Origin of the sequence: Paludifilum halophilum (genome assembly GCF_002245355.1) — a bacterium.
GTDB lineage: Bacteria > Bacillota > Bacilli > Thermoactinomycetales > DSM-45169 > Paludifilum > Paludifilum halophilum.
This window is the reverse complement of sequence record NZ_NOWF01000010.1, coordinates 13,763-27,624: the sequence shown is the minus strand read 5'-3', so window position 1 is coordinate 27,624 and position 13,862 is coordinate 13,763. Positions and strand designations below refer to the sequence as shown.

Genomic DNA, 13,862 nt, shown 5'->3' with positions numbered 1-13,862 from the left:
AGGGGACAGGCTCCCGGGTGATCTTCAACAGAGTAAACGGATTAGGCTTCCACCTTCCCTAATTCGCTGAACCGTTCCAACATCTGTCTACTCTCCCGTTCTTCGCCGGCTATGGAGAGACCCCGTGCCAGCCAACACAGGGTCTCTGTTTTAACGCGGGTGGACGCGCCGACCCGATCCCTTTTTTGATTCAACCTTGCCCGCTCATTCTTGTTATAAAAGGTTGACGAAATTTTTTATATTATACCTGCCGTAGAAATAAAAGTCAATCCTGTGCGGCTGAATGAGGCTCACCCCATACCGGGGGGTTAAAACATCGCTTTTCGCTTCATCTTGCGGGACGTTCTGCGAAGTTCGCGCCGCGGTTCGTCTTCTTCCTCCATATAGGAATGATCGACTCCCTCCATCGGCCCTCCGTACTCATCGTGAACATGTCCGGTCTGGTTATGATAATCCTCCTGCTGCTGTTCCAAGCCGCTGGGAGTATGTTCCGCATATTGATCCAACTGCTGGCCGGCTTCTTCCAACCCTTCCTCCAGATCCTCCAGAGACTCCCAATCGGAGCTTTCTAAAACATCGAGGTGGGATTGGACCAGCGTGCGGAAACGAGCCCGGTAAACCGTCGCTTTTTGTTTCAGATCCAGAAGTTCGCTGTGGATCGCCCGAGCTTTCTGCAGAGCTTCGTTGATAATCCGGTCCGCGTTCTTTTCGGCCTCCTGAACGATCAGTTCCGCTTCTTTTTTCGCGTTCAAGCGCACCTCTTCCGCCACTTCCTGAGCCACTCGAATCGATTTGTGGATGCTCTGCTCCATCGATGAGAGGCTGGAGGGCGACGGTTGTGCCGAAGACGGCGGTTCCGGAGCCTGATAATGAGGCTGCGGAGGTGCCGAAGCAGGAGTAGGAGGCTGCGGGGGCTGCGGCGCCTGTGGTGCTTGCGGTGCTTGCGGCGGTTGCGGCGGTTGTGACGGCGGCTGGGTAACCGCTGACATGTCCTCCTCCATCGCTTGTTCCAACTCCTGCTGCAATTCCTCAACCTGTTGTTCCAGCTGTTGTTTCTCACGAATGAGAAACTCAAAATCTTTGATGATCTGATCGAGGAAGTCGTTTACTTCATCTACATCATAGCCGCGAAACGATCGTTTAAATTCTTTGTTGTGTATATCCAAAGGACTAAGCGGCATATTGACACCTCCTCAGAATTGGCTTCGCCACTTTCTATTCTACAATGGTAGCAAAATTCCTCCCGAAAGGCTAGGACTACTTGTCCAATTGAGAAACCGGCTCTCGAATCCGATAAAACCTCGGATAGTTTCATATATACCGCATCATATTCAATAGAAAACGCCCTTTTTTCGACGTGCCCAGCATTTCTCCTACACGAGCTCGCCCGTATCCCCGAAGAGAAATAACATCTCCCCGGGCGACCTGTTCCGCCGGATTTTCCGTCACTTTCCAATTGATGTGACATTTCCCTTGCCGAATGAGGGAGGTCGCTTTCGTTCTGGACAACCGAAAAACGTCGGAGGCCACCGCGTCCACCCGGAGGGAAGCCACAGAAACCGTCACCGATTTCACAGGCGGATTCGAAGCGAGGATTTCGTTTTTGCTGATTTCCTCCACCCGGACTGAAACCTTGCCTACTCGGACCAGTTGAGTTCGGACAAAATCGGCCATCTCTTCGGTGATAACGAGTTGACAACCGGTTTTAACAGAAAGGATGTCACCGATCTTCTCCCGCTTGACTCCCAGACCGAGAAGAGACCCCAGCACATCCGGATGGGAGAGGGATGTATGAGCCTTCACCTCCAGAAAGGCCAAACCGTATCCTTCCCCTTCCGGTTGAAAGAAAGGCGGTTCAATCCGTCCCCGACACCGCTCGGCACCGGAAAAGCCCCCGTCAAAGGAGACGCTCAATTCGGGGGCTCGTCGCACAAGAACTTCCGTGATCTTTTGTTCCCGGGGATTGAGAAAGGGGGTAAAAACAGGCCGGTAATCCCGTTCTGCCCGGTCCGCCCAGTCTAGCACACGCTCCACCAACATCCGCTCTTCAGGGCGAAAATGATGGAACAAATCCTCTTTCCGAGCCACTACAACGCCCCCAGAATCAGCTGCAGAATGAAGAAAACCCCGTTTTCAATCAGCCAGAGAGCGAGTAAAGCGACGATCGGTGAGATGTCGATCATGCCTAAGGGCGGGATGAAGCTGCGGAAGATAGACAGATAGGGCTCCACCAGCCGTGCCAGAAAAGCGGCAATCGGAGAGTCCCTGCCTCCGGGAAACCAGGACAGGAGGATATAGCCGAAGATCAGAAACCGGTAAATGGTAAATAGGGTGCTTACAATTCCAAAGATACTCATTCGGTCACCTCAAAATATCATTCGCTTCGTCGGATATCATTTCAGTAATTGATCCCTGGATATCGATGTTGGCAGGGGTGCAGATGAAGATGTGGGTTCCCAATTTATTGATGCTTCCTCCGATGGCATAAACCGTCCCACTCAGGAAATCGACGATTCGCATGGCCTGGTCTCTGGATATGCGCTGGAGGTTGACGACGGCGGGACGGTGATTTTTCAAATGATCGGCGACATCTTGAGCCTCGTCATAGGACCTCGGTTCAACGAGTACCACACGCACATTTTTCTGAGTGTGCAGGGAAAGTACGTTTTTTCTTCCGCGATTCGCGGAAGTATCCGCTTCCGATTCCGGGTCATCCCGGTACCAATCATCCTCCTCATTGAACCCGAGAAAACCCATCATTCGATCCATAAAACCCAAAGGATACCGCCTCCTTCACCGCCTGATCAGAAGTCGCGACCCACCAGCGCCGACCCCAACCGCAGGTAAGTAGCCCCTTCTTCTACAGCAACCTCGTAATCATTGGACATTCCCATCGACAGATGAGGAACCTTCAACCGAGGGTCACCCATCTCCCTCAATTCCGACTGAAGGGATTTCAAACGGCGAAACACCGGACGGACCTCTTCCGGATTCTCCGCATAAGGAGCCATCGTCATCAACCCCTCCAAGCGGATATAGGGCATTTGCGCCACTTCCCGGGCGAAGTCCAACAACTCATCCGGTTTCAGGCCGTGTTTCGAATCTTCTCCGGATACATTGACCTGGAGGAAACAGCCCATCGGTCGCCCATCCTGTTCACAGCGGCGGTTCAGTTCCTTTGCCAGGGAAAGACGATCCAGGGAATGAAGGTATGTAAAACGACCCACTACCGCCTTCACCTTATTCCGCTGCAAGTGTCCGATGAAATGCCACTCGCCACGATCTCCCAACTCTTCCCACTTCGGAACCGCCTCCTGCACCCGGCTCTCGCCGATGTGATGCAAGCCGATGTCCAGGGCCCGGCGAGTCGTTTCCCGATTCACGTACTTGGTCACGGCGACTACATTCACCTCGGAGGAATCCCTTCCGCTGCGGCGGCAGGCTTCGGAAATCTTTCTTTGAATCTCTTCCCACCGTTTTGTTATCGCGTCCATATCGATCACCCTTTCCGCTTCCCGATAAAGGCGACCATGCGTCCTGTTCTCCCTTGATCCCGACGGTGGGAGTGGAACAAATCCGGATGACAGCTGGTGCACCAGTGAGTCACCGAAAGGTGTTCCTCCAGCAATCCTTCCCCTCGCAACAAACGCCGGTTAGCCTCTTTTAAATCCAGCTTCCATCGACCTTCGGCAACGGATTTCAACACGGTCCGATCCGCTTCGGGTAAAATGTTGCAAAGGGGATCGGCCACTTTGGCATCCACTTCGTAGCAGCAAGCTCCAATCGAGGGGGCGATCACCGCACGAATTCGTTTTCGGTCAGCCCCGCGGCGCACAAACTCCCGCACCATCTTCGGACCGATTCCTCCAACGGTTCCCCGCCAACCCGCATGGGCTACACCTATCATGTCCATATCGGGACTGTAGAAAAACAGAGGTACGCAATCCGCATAAAAGGAGGTAAGTAAAACATCCTCCTCCCGGGTCAGCAAGCCGTCCGTCTCCGGAAACGCGGTATCCCGGGATTGATGGCCCCGACCGCGGGCATCCGCGTCCACTTCCCTGATCACTGTACCGTGAACTTGGTTCCCGCAGGTCCATGAAGAAAGGGGAACACCCAAAGTCTCGACCAAACGCCGACGGTTGGCGATGACCCCGTTTCCGGAGCCTGACCTGGTCCATGCATAATTGCTTTGATTCGGATGTTGAATGGATTCTCTATCTCGAGCGCTCATCCCTGCTATTAAATGAGGAAACTCCCTTTCCCAAAGGGTGAGGGAGAAATAGGGGATGCCACTATCTTCTCGATGCTGAAACGGTTCCATTTCCTCCCCTCCCACTACAGTTTACCACACCCACTAAGGGAGACAAGAGGAGTTTGTTCGCCTAGCGCCCGCTTTCTGCATGGTGGGTCAAAAGGGGACGCGATTCCCAAAAATCCTCGGAATGGTCGCGATGAAGATCCAGCCGAACCAGAATCACATCCGTACCGATCTTAAGAACCTGGCTCCAGGGAATCACCCACTCTTTTCCACCGGACCACAATCCGAATAGACGACTCTCTCCCGGTACGACCAGCGCCTTCACCTGCCCCTGTCGCAAATCCACCTCCAAATCGTGAATCTGCCCCAGTTTTCGCCCGTCGCTGATGTTCACCACATCTTTGGATTGTAAATCGGAGATTTTGATCATGACATTTCACCCTCAATGGGTTTTTACTTCATGTATATGAGCCGAGTTCTGATTATGTCCAAGAGGTTTGCCGAGGAAAAAACCGCCCCCGGAATCATTTATTTCCTTTTTTAACAGCAAAGGCCCGGGGGAGGAGCTTTTCTCATCGTTCCGGCGCCTCACCTCGTCGGTTACCGGGAAAAGATCATGGGAACGAATGCCGTCGGCTCCACCGCGCGGACCCTGTGTTTATTGAATAAATTGATTCATCTGTTGAATGGCCGCTTTTTCCAGGCGAGAAACTTGCGCTTGTGAGATACCGATCTCATCAGCCACTTCCATCTGTGTCTTTCCTTCAAAAAAGCGCATAGATAAAATCAGCTTCTCACGGTTATTCAGTTTCCCCATCGCTTCCCGAAGAGCGATTTCCTCCACCCAGTGAAGATCCTTATTTTGATCATCGGAGAGCTGGTCCATTACGTAGATGGGGTCTCCTCCATCCTGATATATCGGCTCAAAGAGAGAAACCGGATCCTGGATCGCATCCAAGGCGAAAACGACTTCCTCTTTGGAGACGTTGAGAGCTTCGGAGATCTCATGGATGGTGGGTTCCCGGGAGTATCTGTAGGTCAGGGTATCCCTTACCTGAAGTGCCTTGTAAGCTACATCCCGTAACGATCTTGATACCCGGATCGGATTATTATCCCTAAGATACCGGCGAATCTCTCCGATAATCATCGGAACCGCGTAGGTGGAAAACTTCACGTTCTGGCTCAGATCAAAGTTATCGATCGCTTTCATTAAGCCGATACACCCGACCTGAAAAAGATCGTCCACGTTCTCCCCGCGATTGTTGAACCGTTGGATCACGCTGAGCACCAGGCGGAGGTTTCCGTTGACAAGCTTTTCCCGGGCCGAGCGGTCCCCCGCGGTCTGCAGTGAGCGAAACAAGGTTCGCATCTCCTCGTTTTTCAAAACGGGGAGCTTCGATGTATCGACACCGCAGATCTCCACTTTGTTTCGCGCCATGGATTCCCCTCCTACGACAAGCTACTGTTAAGTATCTCCTTCGGAGGGAAATTTATAATCCATCAGACGAAAAGGCATGGAAGATACTCGTGGATTCCAACAGGATTGAAGGTAAAAAACCGGCCCACGGCCGGTAAGGATCGGTCTTACACCATTTTGTTAAACTCTTTCCTTAACCTTTTAACGATCCGTTTTTCCAGGCGAGAAATGTAGGATTGGGAAATGCCCAGCAGATCGGCGACATCTTTTTGAGTCTTCTCATCTCCGCCGTTGAGGCCGAAACGGAGTTCCATAATCCTTCTCTCCCGCTCGGAAAGCTTCATCAGCGCCTCCCTCAGGATTTTACGATCAACCTGCTCCTCGATATTACGGTAAATGATATCGTTTTCTGTTCCCATCACATCGGAGAGGAGCAGTTCATTTCCGTCCCAGTCCATATTCAGGGGTTCATCGAAGGAGACTTCGGAACGGATCTTGTTATTGCGCCGGAGAAACATCAGGATCTCGTTTTCAATGCACCGGGACGCATAGGTGGCCAACTTGATTTTTTTCGTCGGATCGAAGGTGTTCACCGCCTTGATTAAACCGATCGTCCCGATGGAAACCAGATCTTCGATATTAATCCCGGTATTCTCGAATTTGCGGGCGATATAAACGACCAAGCGCAGATTGCGTTCGATCAGCATCGCCCGTACCGCTGCATCCCCGCTGGGCAGCCGGCTGAGAAGATGCTGCTCCTCCTCCCGTGTCAATGGAGGAGGAAGCGCTTCACTTCCCCCTATGTAATATATTTCTTCTCCTTTCAGTCCGATCTGCATAAGGATACGATACCAGATCAATTGAAGCGCCAGTTTCCACTTGACGACCATAATGAAACCTCCTCGTTCATATTCAGGTCACTTTATCCGACAGCGGACACACAAGAGGGATGAAGAATCGCTTGGTAGGTCCCGTCGGATGACAACTTCCCCGTATCCAGTCCGATCAGGACGTTACCCGCTTCATGCCACAAGCCGCCCTGAAATACCTCCACCCGGTCCGGTTTCAGCGCGAGCATCACCCCTCCCCGGCTGGCCGCTCCCCGAAAAGGAACCAGCCGCACCCGAGTCGCCCATTCTTCCGGAAGTGAAGGGTCCATTCCGGTCCAGTCCCGGGTCTTCGCCATCGACACGACCCCTTCGGGAAGATAAGGGATCAACTCCTCCAGCTCCACCATCATCACTGGAATCCGGGTCAAAGGATCCCGAAGCTGATTTCCGGTATCAATCAAACCGGTGCATTCCAACCGCTTCTCTCCCAACTGGATCCCCACCTCCGCCAGATACTCGTTGACCGCTTGACGTTCCTGTAAAGATCGAAAACTGATGCGGGCATACCCCCATACCAGAGGAAAAGCGAGCAAGACGAACACCCAGGAGACGGTCGATCCCCAACCGGATACGCGGGAAAGAAACAGCCCGCCTGCGGCATCCACATCCCCCGACAAAAAGTAATGTAAGGCAAACATCCCTCCTCCAGTCACAAAGGAAACGAGATAGAAGACACCCAGATTGCGGAGGAAGGCAACAAGGCTTTGAAAACCCATGGCTACCCAGACCATCACAAGAGAAAAAAGAAGTTTTCCGAAGAAAGAGGTTGAGAGAATCAACGGTTGCCATAGGTGAAAGACTGCATAACAAGCACCTAAAAAAGCCGCTGACAGAATACGCCAAAAAGATGTGCGTTGGCGCCGAATCGCCGTTGTCAACCACAAAAGCAAGAAATCGATACAAAGGTTGAGAAGGAAGACCATATCGGCATAAACAACCATCTTTGGTTCCCTTTCCCTGTTCAATGTGTCACTAGTATATATGAATCCTATTTCAATGTCTGTCTAAACTTGCTGATTACCCGTTATTTTTTTTGTCGAAGGTCGGCAACTTCCGCTATGGATATTTTCCCCATAAAAAAGATGCTCCTGACGGAGCACCTTTGTCGGTCTTATTTTTTTCGACGATGGCGCAGGAAAGTGGGGATATCCAGATTATCCTCGGTATTGATGGGTTTCAGATCGAGCACATTGCGTTGTGTGGAGGAAGTGGTTTCCTGCTTCTCCCTCTCTTTGAGCCCGAACTGCGGCTTGCCCTTCGCCGTTTCCGCTTCCTTATGGTCGAAACCGGTTGCGATCACCGTGACCAGGATCTCATCTTTCAAGTCCTCGTTGATTACGGCACCGAAAATCATGTTCACTTCTTCATCGGAGGCTGAAGCGACAATATCCGCCGCCTCATTGACTTCGTACAAGCTCAAATTGGTACCGCCGGTAATGTTCATCAGCACACCCCGGGCCCCGTCGATGGAGGTTTCCAAAAGCGGGCTGCAGATCGCTTTTTTGGCCGCCTCCGTCGCCCGGGATTCTCCGGTGGCGGTCCCGATTCCCATCAGGGCGGAACCCCGCTCTGTCATAATCGTCTTCACATCGGCGAAATCCAAGTTGATCAATCCGGGTACGGCGATTAGGTCGGAGATACCCTGAACACCCTGACGCAGTACATTATCCGCTTCCCGGAAGGCCTCCAGCATCGGCGTATTCTTATCGACGATTTCCAGCAACCGATCGTTGGGAATGACGATCAGTGTATCCACTTTTTCCTTCAGTTCGGCAATCCCTTCATCCGCCTGCAGGGAACGTTTTCGACCTTCAAAGGTGAAGGGACGGGTGACCACGCCCACCGTGAGAGCACCCGCTTCCCGGGCCACTTCGGCGATTTCGGGTGCAGCGCCGGTACCGGTACCGCCACCCATTCCAGCAGTCACAAAAACCATATCGGAGCCTTTTAACACATTTTCGACACCCTCGCGGCTCTCTTCCGCCGCCTTTTTACCAACGGCGGGATTAGCACCGGCTCCCAAGCCGCGGGTCAGTTTTTCACCGATCTGGAGTTTGACCGGTGCATGAGAGCGGTTAAGCGCTTGAGCGTCGGTATTTACCGCGATGAACTCGACTCCCTGGACACCGCTTTCGATCATGCGGTTAACGGCATTGCTGCCGCCGCCTCCCACACCGATGACCTTGATTTGGGCGATTTGTTCTACTTCCATATCAAACTCCAACATCGATTGTCCCTCCAATATCAATCTCTCTTGTTAAATAAACTCGCTAAACCAGTTTTTCACGCGTTCCAGCGCGGAAGATCCCCGCTTGCTTTTTTGCGGAGCACGGTTTTGGGAAGCCTCCTCCATCAAACGGAGCATCCAGCGCTTTCGGATGTAGTGAATCATACCGACGCCGCTGGTAAAGGAGGGATCCTGTACACCGATATGTTCCGGTGAAACGATCCGTGCCGCTTGTCCCAGCTGGCTCCGTGCCACCCCGAGGATATGAGGAGTCGACATGACCCCGCCGGTGAGCACATACCCCCCTGCCGGCTCCCCCGAAAACCCCAAGGATTCCACCTGTTCCCGAATCAGCTCAAAGGTTTCTTCCACCCTGGGTTCGATGATATGGGCCAGCTCTTCCTGGTTGACCGTTTGCTCCTGATGATTCCCGATGGTGGGAACCTGAAACACTACATCTTCGGATGCCTCCTCCACCAAGGCAACGCCGTATTTCCGTTTCAACCTTTCCGCCGTCTCCGTCTGCGTACGGAGGCCGATCGCGATGTCATGCGTAATATAATCGCCTCCGACGGGTAAAACCGCCGTCGCAGCCATGTGCCCCTGTTGGAAAACGGCCAAAGAGGTAGCGCCACCTCCGATATCCGCCAACACCACGCCCATGTTTTTTTCGTCCGTCGAAAGACAGAGCTCGCTGGCCGCCAGAGGAAGCAAAATAATTCCTGCCACTCTTAAGGAAGCCTTTTCGACGCAACGAAGCATATTATGGATAATGGTTTTCGATCCGGTAACGATGATCGCCTCCACTTCCAAACGGACCCCGATCATCCCGTGAGGATCTTGAATACCGCTCAATCCGTCGACAACGAACTGTTTCGGCACCACCTCGATGATCGACCGCTCCGGAGGCAGGGCCACCACCCGAGCCGCTTGCATGACCCGCTCCACATCCTGGATGCCGATCTCCCGGTTTTCGCTGGAGACAGCCACCACCCCGTGGCTCGGTTGCAAGGAAACATGGTTACCGGAGATACCCACAAATACCTTCGATATTTCGATGCCGACCATCCGCTCCGCGTGGTCAACCGCCTCGCGAATTGATTGGACAGCCTGGTCGATGTCAATGATAGCCCCTTTCTTCGTCCCCTTGGCGACCGCCGATCCGACGCCGACAATCTGCGTACTTTCCTCCGTCACCTCGGCGACGATCACACGAACCTTGGATGTTCCTATATCTAAGCTGACGATAAACTCTCCACTGCTCAAATCCTGGGCACCTCCTTGCCCGAGAATCTTTTACCTGTGGTGGAAATGGTGTTTCTCTCTATCGTGAGGGGAGAAGCGAAGGGAAAATTTCGCTTGTACCACAAATATTCAACATCCGGGGAGATTTCCCCTTTTTCCCACCCAACTTTTTCTTGGAAGGAAAGGGGGCGCCCTGCTTCATCCAGATTCATTGTTCTCGGGCACAAACCAAGTGCTCTCAAGCAGGTTGAGCGTTCCCGGAGGATGATTTCGAAAAGCGGAATAGTATTTCATCTTACGACCGAAATCACCGGCACGAACCCGAACAACATGTCCTTGCCGGGTGTATGCCTTGACCAGGTCTGGATAAGACTCATCCTTACCGGGACGGATTTCGGAGATGTCAGCCAGCACTTTTTTTGGAGTTCGAGCCAATCCCGATATCAAGGCATCTTTAAGTTCCCGCCTGGACCAGCCCTTCAACAGGGGACGGTCGACAGATCCCGTCCACAGCCGGTCGGTAAGAACGGTTCCGTCCGCCAATACCGGATGCATCTTCTTGTCATCGAGCCAGTAGCCGACACGATCCTTTTCCCAGACTTGGATATGAACTTCCCCCGGAAAAGATTTGGTCACCTTCACCTCGCGGATTTCGGGCAGACGCCGCAATCGCTTTTGCGCTTCCGACGCGTCCCAACGAAAATAAGAGCTCCCCTTCGCCAAACGGGACTTCTCCAAGAGCTCTTGATCCGGGACCCATTCGTTGCCCGTGACGCGTATCTTCTTGATTTCACCCAGCGGGGACTCTAAAAACAAGACAAACAGGACCCCGAGAAAAAAGATAAGGATGAAGAAGATCGCCTTGCGCGAAGGTGGCTTTATGGAACGGGTGGAAGGTCGGTAGGTTGGCACCCGTTGCTCCATCGATGGCGACATCTCCTTCCAATACCAGTCGATTGAAGCGGTTCTTCCTAGGAATCTTCATCTATGATACCACAAAAACCGCGGAAACCGTGATAGAAATCACGTGAACGACTCCTCGATGAAAGAGCGTAGGGTGTCTGTAATGAAGGATACCTGGCAGGAGCCGATTTCCCGACTCCGCGCCGGATTGCCCTCCTGTAGATGCAAAACGGTTCGCGACCTTTCTTCGGATCGAACCAGCATACATGAGGAAAAACAAGATGGCCGCCGAACAGTTCCGCTCCTCCGAAAACTCCGCTAGATTGTCGGGCATAGCGAGACCCGGGAGCGAAGCGACCAAGGCGAGACTTGTGCCCTATGGGTGCATAGCGAGACCCGGGAGCGAAGCGACCAAGGCGAGACATGTGCCCCCCTGTGTAAACGTCGCTATGCTGGAATCAGTGCCCCAGCTTTTTTCGGCGATTGACCAGATAACCTCCAAACCTTCGCTTTCCGGGATCCAACATAACGTCTGTCGAAATGCGTGTTTTACTGCACCCATCTCTGCCGAATACCGGTCTCCCTTTACATAAAAAAACAGCGGCACCGAGGTGCTGCTGTCGCTAACAGGATGCGATTTTTCCGGAATAGCGCTGGATTTGACCGCCTAATTGGAGCAGGGTTTGATCCAACCGTTCATATCCCCGATCGATGTGTGACAAACCTCTGACAAGTGTCGTTCCCTGAGCCGCCAGTCCGGCAATAACCAACGCCGCCCCGGCCCGCAGGTCGGTCGCCTCTACCGTCGTCCCTGTCAAACACGGAACCCCCCGGATTTCAACACGGCTCTCTTTAGCTGACAAATCAGCGCCCATACGAATCAGCTCACCCACATGCCTGAGCCGCCCGTCGAAAATTTCCTCGGAAATAGAACTTTTGCCTTCTGTCAAGGAGAGCAAGGTCATGATCTGTGGCTGCATATCCGTAGGAAACCCGGGGTAAGGCTTCGTAACCACGTCGCCCACCGCTTTCAAGCGGGGCTTTCCCCGCACCCAGAGAGCATCTCCTTCGGACCTTAATTCCGTTCCCGCTTTTCGCAAAAGGTCCAGCGTGGAGGCCATGTGTTCATGGTTCACATGGGTCAGAAGGACTTCCCCGCCTGTCGTTGCAGCCGCAGCGGCCAGGGTGCCGGCCACGATCCGGTCGGGAATCACCTCGTAGGAAACGGGATGAAGGCGTTTCACACCGCGAATCACGATTCGATCTGTTCCGGCCCCTTTTACCTCGGCGCCCATCCGATTGAGAAAGTGCTGCAGATCGATAATTTCCGGTTCACGAGCCGCATTTTTGATCACCGTCTCCCCTTCGGCCCGAACCGCAGCCATCATGATATTTTCCGTCGCCCCCACACTGGGCAGGTCCAAATGGATTTCGGTCCCGGTCAGTTTTCGGGCCGAACAGTGTATCCATCCGTCTTTCTCTTCGATGTCGGCTCCGAGCAGAATCAACCCCTTCAGGTGGAGATCGATCGGCCGGGCTCCGATCGCGCACCCCCCGGGACGGGAAATACTTACTTCACCCAACCGGGACAAAAGCGGACCCATCAAAAAAATAGAGGAACGCATCTGCCGCATCAGGATCTCCGGAATACGGGAGCTTTTCAGGGTGGACGTCTCCAGCCGGACTGTATTTCCATCCCATCTCAGCCTGATACCGAGTGTTTTCAGGATTTTGCCCATGACATCCGTATCCGAAAGATGGGGAACATCCCGGATCTCATGGACACCTTCCACCAGTAGAGCGGCGGCCAAGATGGGAAGAGCCGAGTTCTTGGCACCTTGAACACGAGCGGTTCCGTACAGAGGTTTTCCGCCTTTGATGACAAACTGCTCCAATGTTCCACCTCCGTCTACCCTTCGCCCACCACCTGTACTTCCGGCTTTAATGAAACGCCGTATTTTTCTTCGATGGTCCGAATGATGTGATGAATCAGGGTGAGAACATCGTTTGCCGTGGCATGCCCTCGATTGATGATGAAATTGGCATGTTGGGTAGATACCTCGGCGCCGCCGATTCGGTACCCCTTTAAACCGGCCTCTTCAATCAACCGACCGGAATGATCACCGGTCGGGTTACGAAAGACGCTTCCCGCACACGGAAATTGGAGGGGCTGTGTCTGCCTGCGCCGGTCTTTAAACTGAGCCAGTGAAGTACTTATTTTTTCCCGATCGCCCTCTTTCAGTTGGAAGGTGGCCTCCGCGACGACCCCTTTCATCTCCGACTGAAGGACGGAAGTGCGGTAACTAAACCGCAACTCCTCATTGGTCAGGCGAACCCATTTCCCCTCTTGCAAAAGGACCTCAGCCGATTCCAACACTTTGCATACTTCGGATCCGTGGGCGCCGGCATTCATGAATACCGCCCCGCCCACTGTTCCGGGGATGCCTCCGGCAAATTCCAAACCGGTCAAACCGTATTTGGCCACCATCACCGACAACCGAACAAAGGAATAGCCCCCGCCTGCAGTGACACGGTCCCCATCCACCTTCAGACCGTCCAGACCGGAACCCATCTTGATCACAGCTCCCCGAATCCCTCCATCACGGACCAACAAATTGGATCCGCGTCCGATTATACGCCAAGGAATCCGGTGCTTGGAGACGACCGCCATCGCTCGTTCCAGCTCGGTTTTGGCGTGCGGATAGATCAACACATCCGCCGGTCCCCCCACTTTCCACGTGGTGTGCCGGGAAAGGGGTTCACCGATTCGCACGTCTTCCACACCGGCTCTTTTCAGTTCGCGAGCGATTTCCTCCACAGTCGGGACCTCCTTTCCGGGACACCGCGCCTGAGTGTCCGATCCGGGTGCGGTATATGATAGTCTATGCCCCTGCTGTTTTTGTGTGACGGAAGCCCAGC

Annotated in this window: 15 protein-coding genes, 1 pseudogene and 1 other annotated feature (1 of these 17 cut by a window edge); all 16 genes and pseudogenes read right to left on the bottom strand. The window is 53.4% G+C overall.

Annotation, left to right across the window (positions count from 1 at the left end; all coding sequences use genetic code 11):
* Positions 1-112, bottom strand: a binding site (T-box leader) (it extends 130 nt beyond the left edge of the window).
* A 196-nt stretch (positions 113-308) separates the two neighbouring features.
* On the bottom strand, positions 309-989 hold the full coding sequence (locus tag CHM34_RS19870; protein WP_338048678.1) for a DivIVA domain-containing protein: 681 nt from the start codon (positions 987-989) through the stop codon (positions 309-311).
* A gap of 18 nt (positions 990-1,007) precedes the next feature.
* Positions 1,008-1,181, bottom strand: a pseudogene (locus CHM34_RS19865) (DivIVA domain-containing protein); the annotation flags it as partial.
* Positions 1,182-1,311: 130 nt separating this feature from the next.
* Complete coding sequence (locus CHM34_RS15100) at positions 1,312-2,088, bottom strand: YlmH family RNA-binding protein (protein ID WP_094265445.1); 777 nt, start codon at positions 2,086-2,088, stop codon at positions 1,312-1,314.
* Complete coding sequence (locus tag CHM34_RS15095; RefSeq protein WP_094265444.1) at positions 2,088-2,357, bottom strand: YggT family protein; 270 nt, start codon at positions 2,355-2,357, stop codon at positions 2,088-2,090. The genes CHM34_RS15100 and CHM34_RS15095 overlap by 1 nt, the downstream gene beginning before the upstream one ends.
* 4 nt (positions 2,358-2,361) lie before the next feature.
* A complete protein-coding gene (locus tag CHM34_RS15090; RefSeq protein WP_094265443.1) occupies positions 2,362-2,778 on the bottom strand; it encodes a cell division protein SepF in 417 nt (138 codons plus the stop codon).
* Between the two features lie 26 nt (positions 2,779-2,804).
* Complete coding sequence (locus CHM34_RS15085) at positions 2,805-3,494, bottom strand: YggS family pyridoxal phosphate-dependent enzyme (RefSeq protein ID WP_094265442.1); 690 nt, start codon at positions 3,492-3,494, stop codon at positions 2,805-2,807.
* Between the two features lie 5 nt (positions 3,495-3,499).
* A complete protein-coding gene (gene pgeF / locus CHM34_RS15080) occupies positions 3,500-4,324 on the bottom strand; it encodes a peptidoglycan editing factor PgeF (RefSeq protein WP_094265441.1) in 825 nt (274 codons plus the stop codon).
* 61 nt (positions 4,325-4,385) lie between these two features.
* Positions 4,386-4,691, bottom strand: a complete 306-nt coding sequence (locus CHM34_RS15075) for a YlmC/YmxH family sporulation protein (protein ID WP_094265440.1) — start codon at positions 4,689-4,691, stop codon at positions 4,386-4,388.
* A gap of 228 nt (positions 4,692-4,919) precedes the next feature.
* Positions 4,920-5,699, bottom strand: coding sequence for an RNA polymerase sporulation sigma factor SigG (sigG, locus tag CHM34_RS15070; protein WP_094265439.1), 780 nt, complete (start codon positions 5,697-5,699; stop codon positions 4,920-4,922).
* Between the two features lie 146 nt (positions 5,700-5,845).
* Positions 5,846-6,568, bottom strand: coding sequence for an RNA polymerase sporulation sigma factor SigE (gene sigE, locus CHM34_RS15065; RefSeq protein WP_094265438.1), 723 nt, complete (start codon positions 6,566-6,568; stop codon positions 5,846-5,848).
* A 32-nt stretch (positions 6,569-6,600) separates the two neighbouring features.
* Entirely contained in the window at positions 6,601-7,509 is a 909-nt protein-coding gene (gene spoIIGA / locus CHM34_RS15060; RefSeq protein ID WP_094265437.1) for a sigma-E processing peptidase SpoIIGA, read from the bottom strand.
* Between the two features lie 170 nt (positions 7,510-7,679).
* Positions 7,680-8,795, bottom strand: coding sequence for a cell division protein FtsZ (ftsZ, locus tag CHM34_RS15055; RefSeq protein ID WP_094265436.1), 1,116 nt, complete (start codon positions 8,793-8,795; stop codon positions 7,680-7,682).
* Between the two features lie 30 nt (positions 8,796-8,825).
* Positions 8,826-10,061, bottom strand: a complete 1,236-nt coding sequence (gene ftsA, locus CHM34_RS15050; protein ID WP_094265435.1) for a cell division protein FtsA — start codon at positions 10,059-10,061, stop codon at positions 8,826-8,828.
* 177 nt (positions 10,062-10,238) lie between these two features.
* Positions 10,239-10,964 carry a cell division protein FtsQ/DivIB gene (locus CHM34_RS15040; RefSeq protein WP_169713765.1) on the bottom strand — a complete coding sequence of 242 codons (726 nt, stop codon included), beginning with the start codon at positions 10,962-10,964 and terminating at the stop codon, positions 10,239-10,241.
* A gap of 602 nt (positions 10,965-11,566) precedes the next feature.
* Positions 11,567-12,838, bottom strand: coding sequence for a UDP-N-acetylglucosamine 1-carboxyvinyltransferase (gene murA / locus CHM34_RS15035; RefSeq protein ID WP_094265432.1), 1,272 nt, complete (start codon positions 12,836-12,838; stop codon positions 11,567-11,569).
* A gap of 14 nt (positions 12,839-12,852) precedes the next feature.
* A complete protein-coding gene (murB, locus tag CHM34_RS15030) occupies positions 12,853-13,761 on the bottom strand; it encodes a UDP-N-acetylmuramate dehydrogenase (RefSeq protein WP_094265431.1) in 909 nt (302 codons plus the stop codon).
* Positions 13,762-13,862: the final 101 nt, after the last annotated feature.

Bases quoted from the DNA above. Each gene is read 5' to 3' on its own strand.
- CHM34_RS19870 (WP_338048678.1), bottom strand. From the start codon at position 989: ATGTCAGCGGTTACCCAGCCGCCGTCACAACCGCCGCAACCGCCGCAA.
- CHM34_RS15095 (WP_094265444.1), bottom strand. From the start codon at position 2,357: ATGAGTATCTTTGGAATTGTAAGCACCCTATTTACCATTTACCGGTTT.
- CHM34_RS15085 (WP_094265442.1), bottom strand. From the start codon at position 3,494: ATGGACGCGATAACAAAACGGTGGGAAGAGATTCAAAGAAAGATTTCC.
- pgeF (WP_094265441.1), bottom strand. From the start codon at position 4,324: ATGGAACCGTTTCAGCATCGAGAAGATAGTGGCATCCCCTATTTCTCC.
- CHM34_RS15075 (WP_094265440.1), bottom strand. From the start codon at position 4,691: ATGATCAAAATCTCCGATTTACAATCCAAAGATGTGGTGAACATCAGC.
- sigG (WP_094265439.1), bottom strand. From the start codon at position 5,699: ATGGCGCGAAACAAAGTGGAGATCTGCGGTGTCGATACATCGAAGCTC.
- sigE (WP_094265438.1), bottom strand. From the start codon at position 6,568: ATGGTCGTCAAGTGGAAACTGGCGCTTCAATTGATCTGGTATCGTATC.
- spoIIGA (WP_094265437.1), bottom strand. From the start codon at position 7,509: ATGGTTGTTTATGCCGATATGGTCTTCCTTCTCAACCTTTGTATCGAT.
- ftsZ (WP_094265436.1), bottom strand. From the start codon at position 8,795: ATGTTGGAGTTTGATATGGAAGTAGAACAAATCGCCCAAATCAAGGTC.
- CHM34_RS15040 (WP_169713765.1), bottom strand. From the start codon at position 10,964: ATGGAGCAACGGGTGCCAACCTACCGACCTTCCACCCGTTCCATAAAG.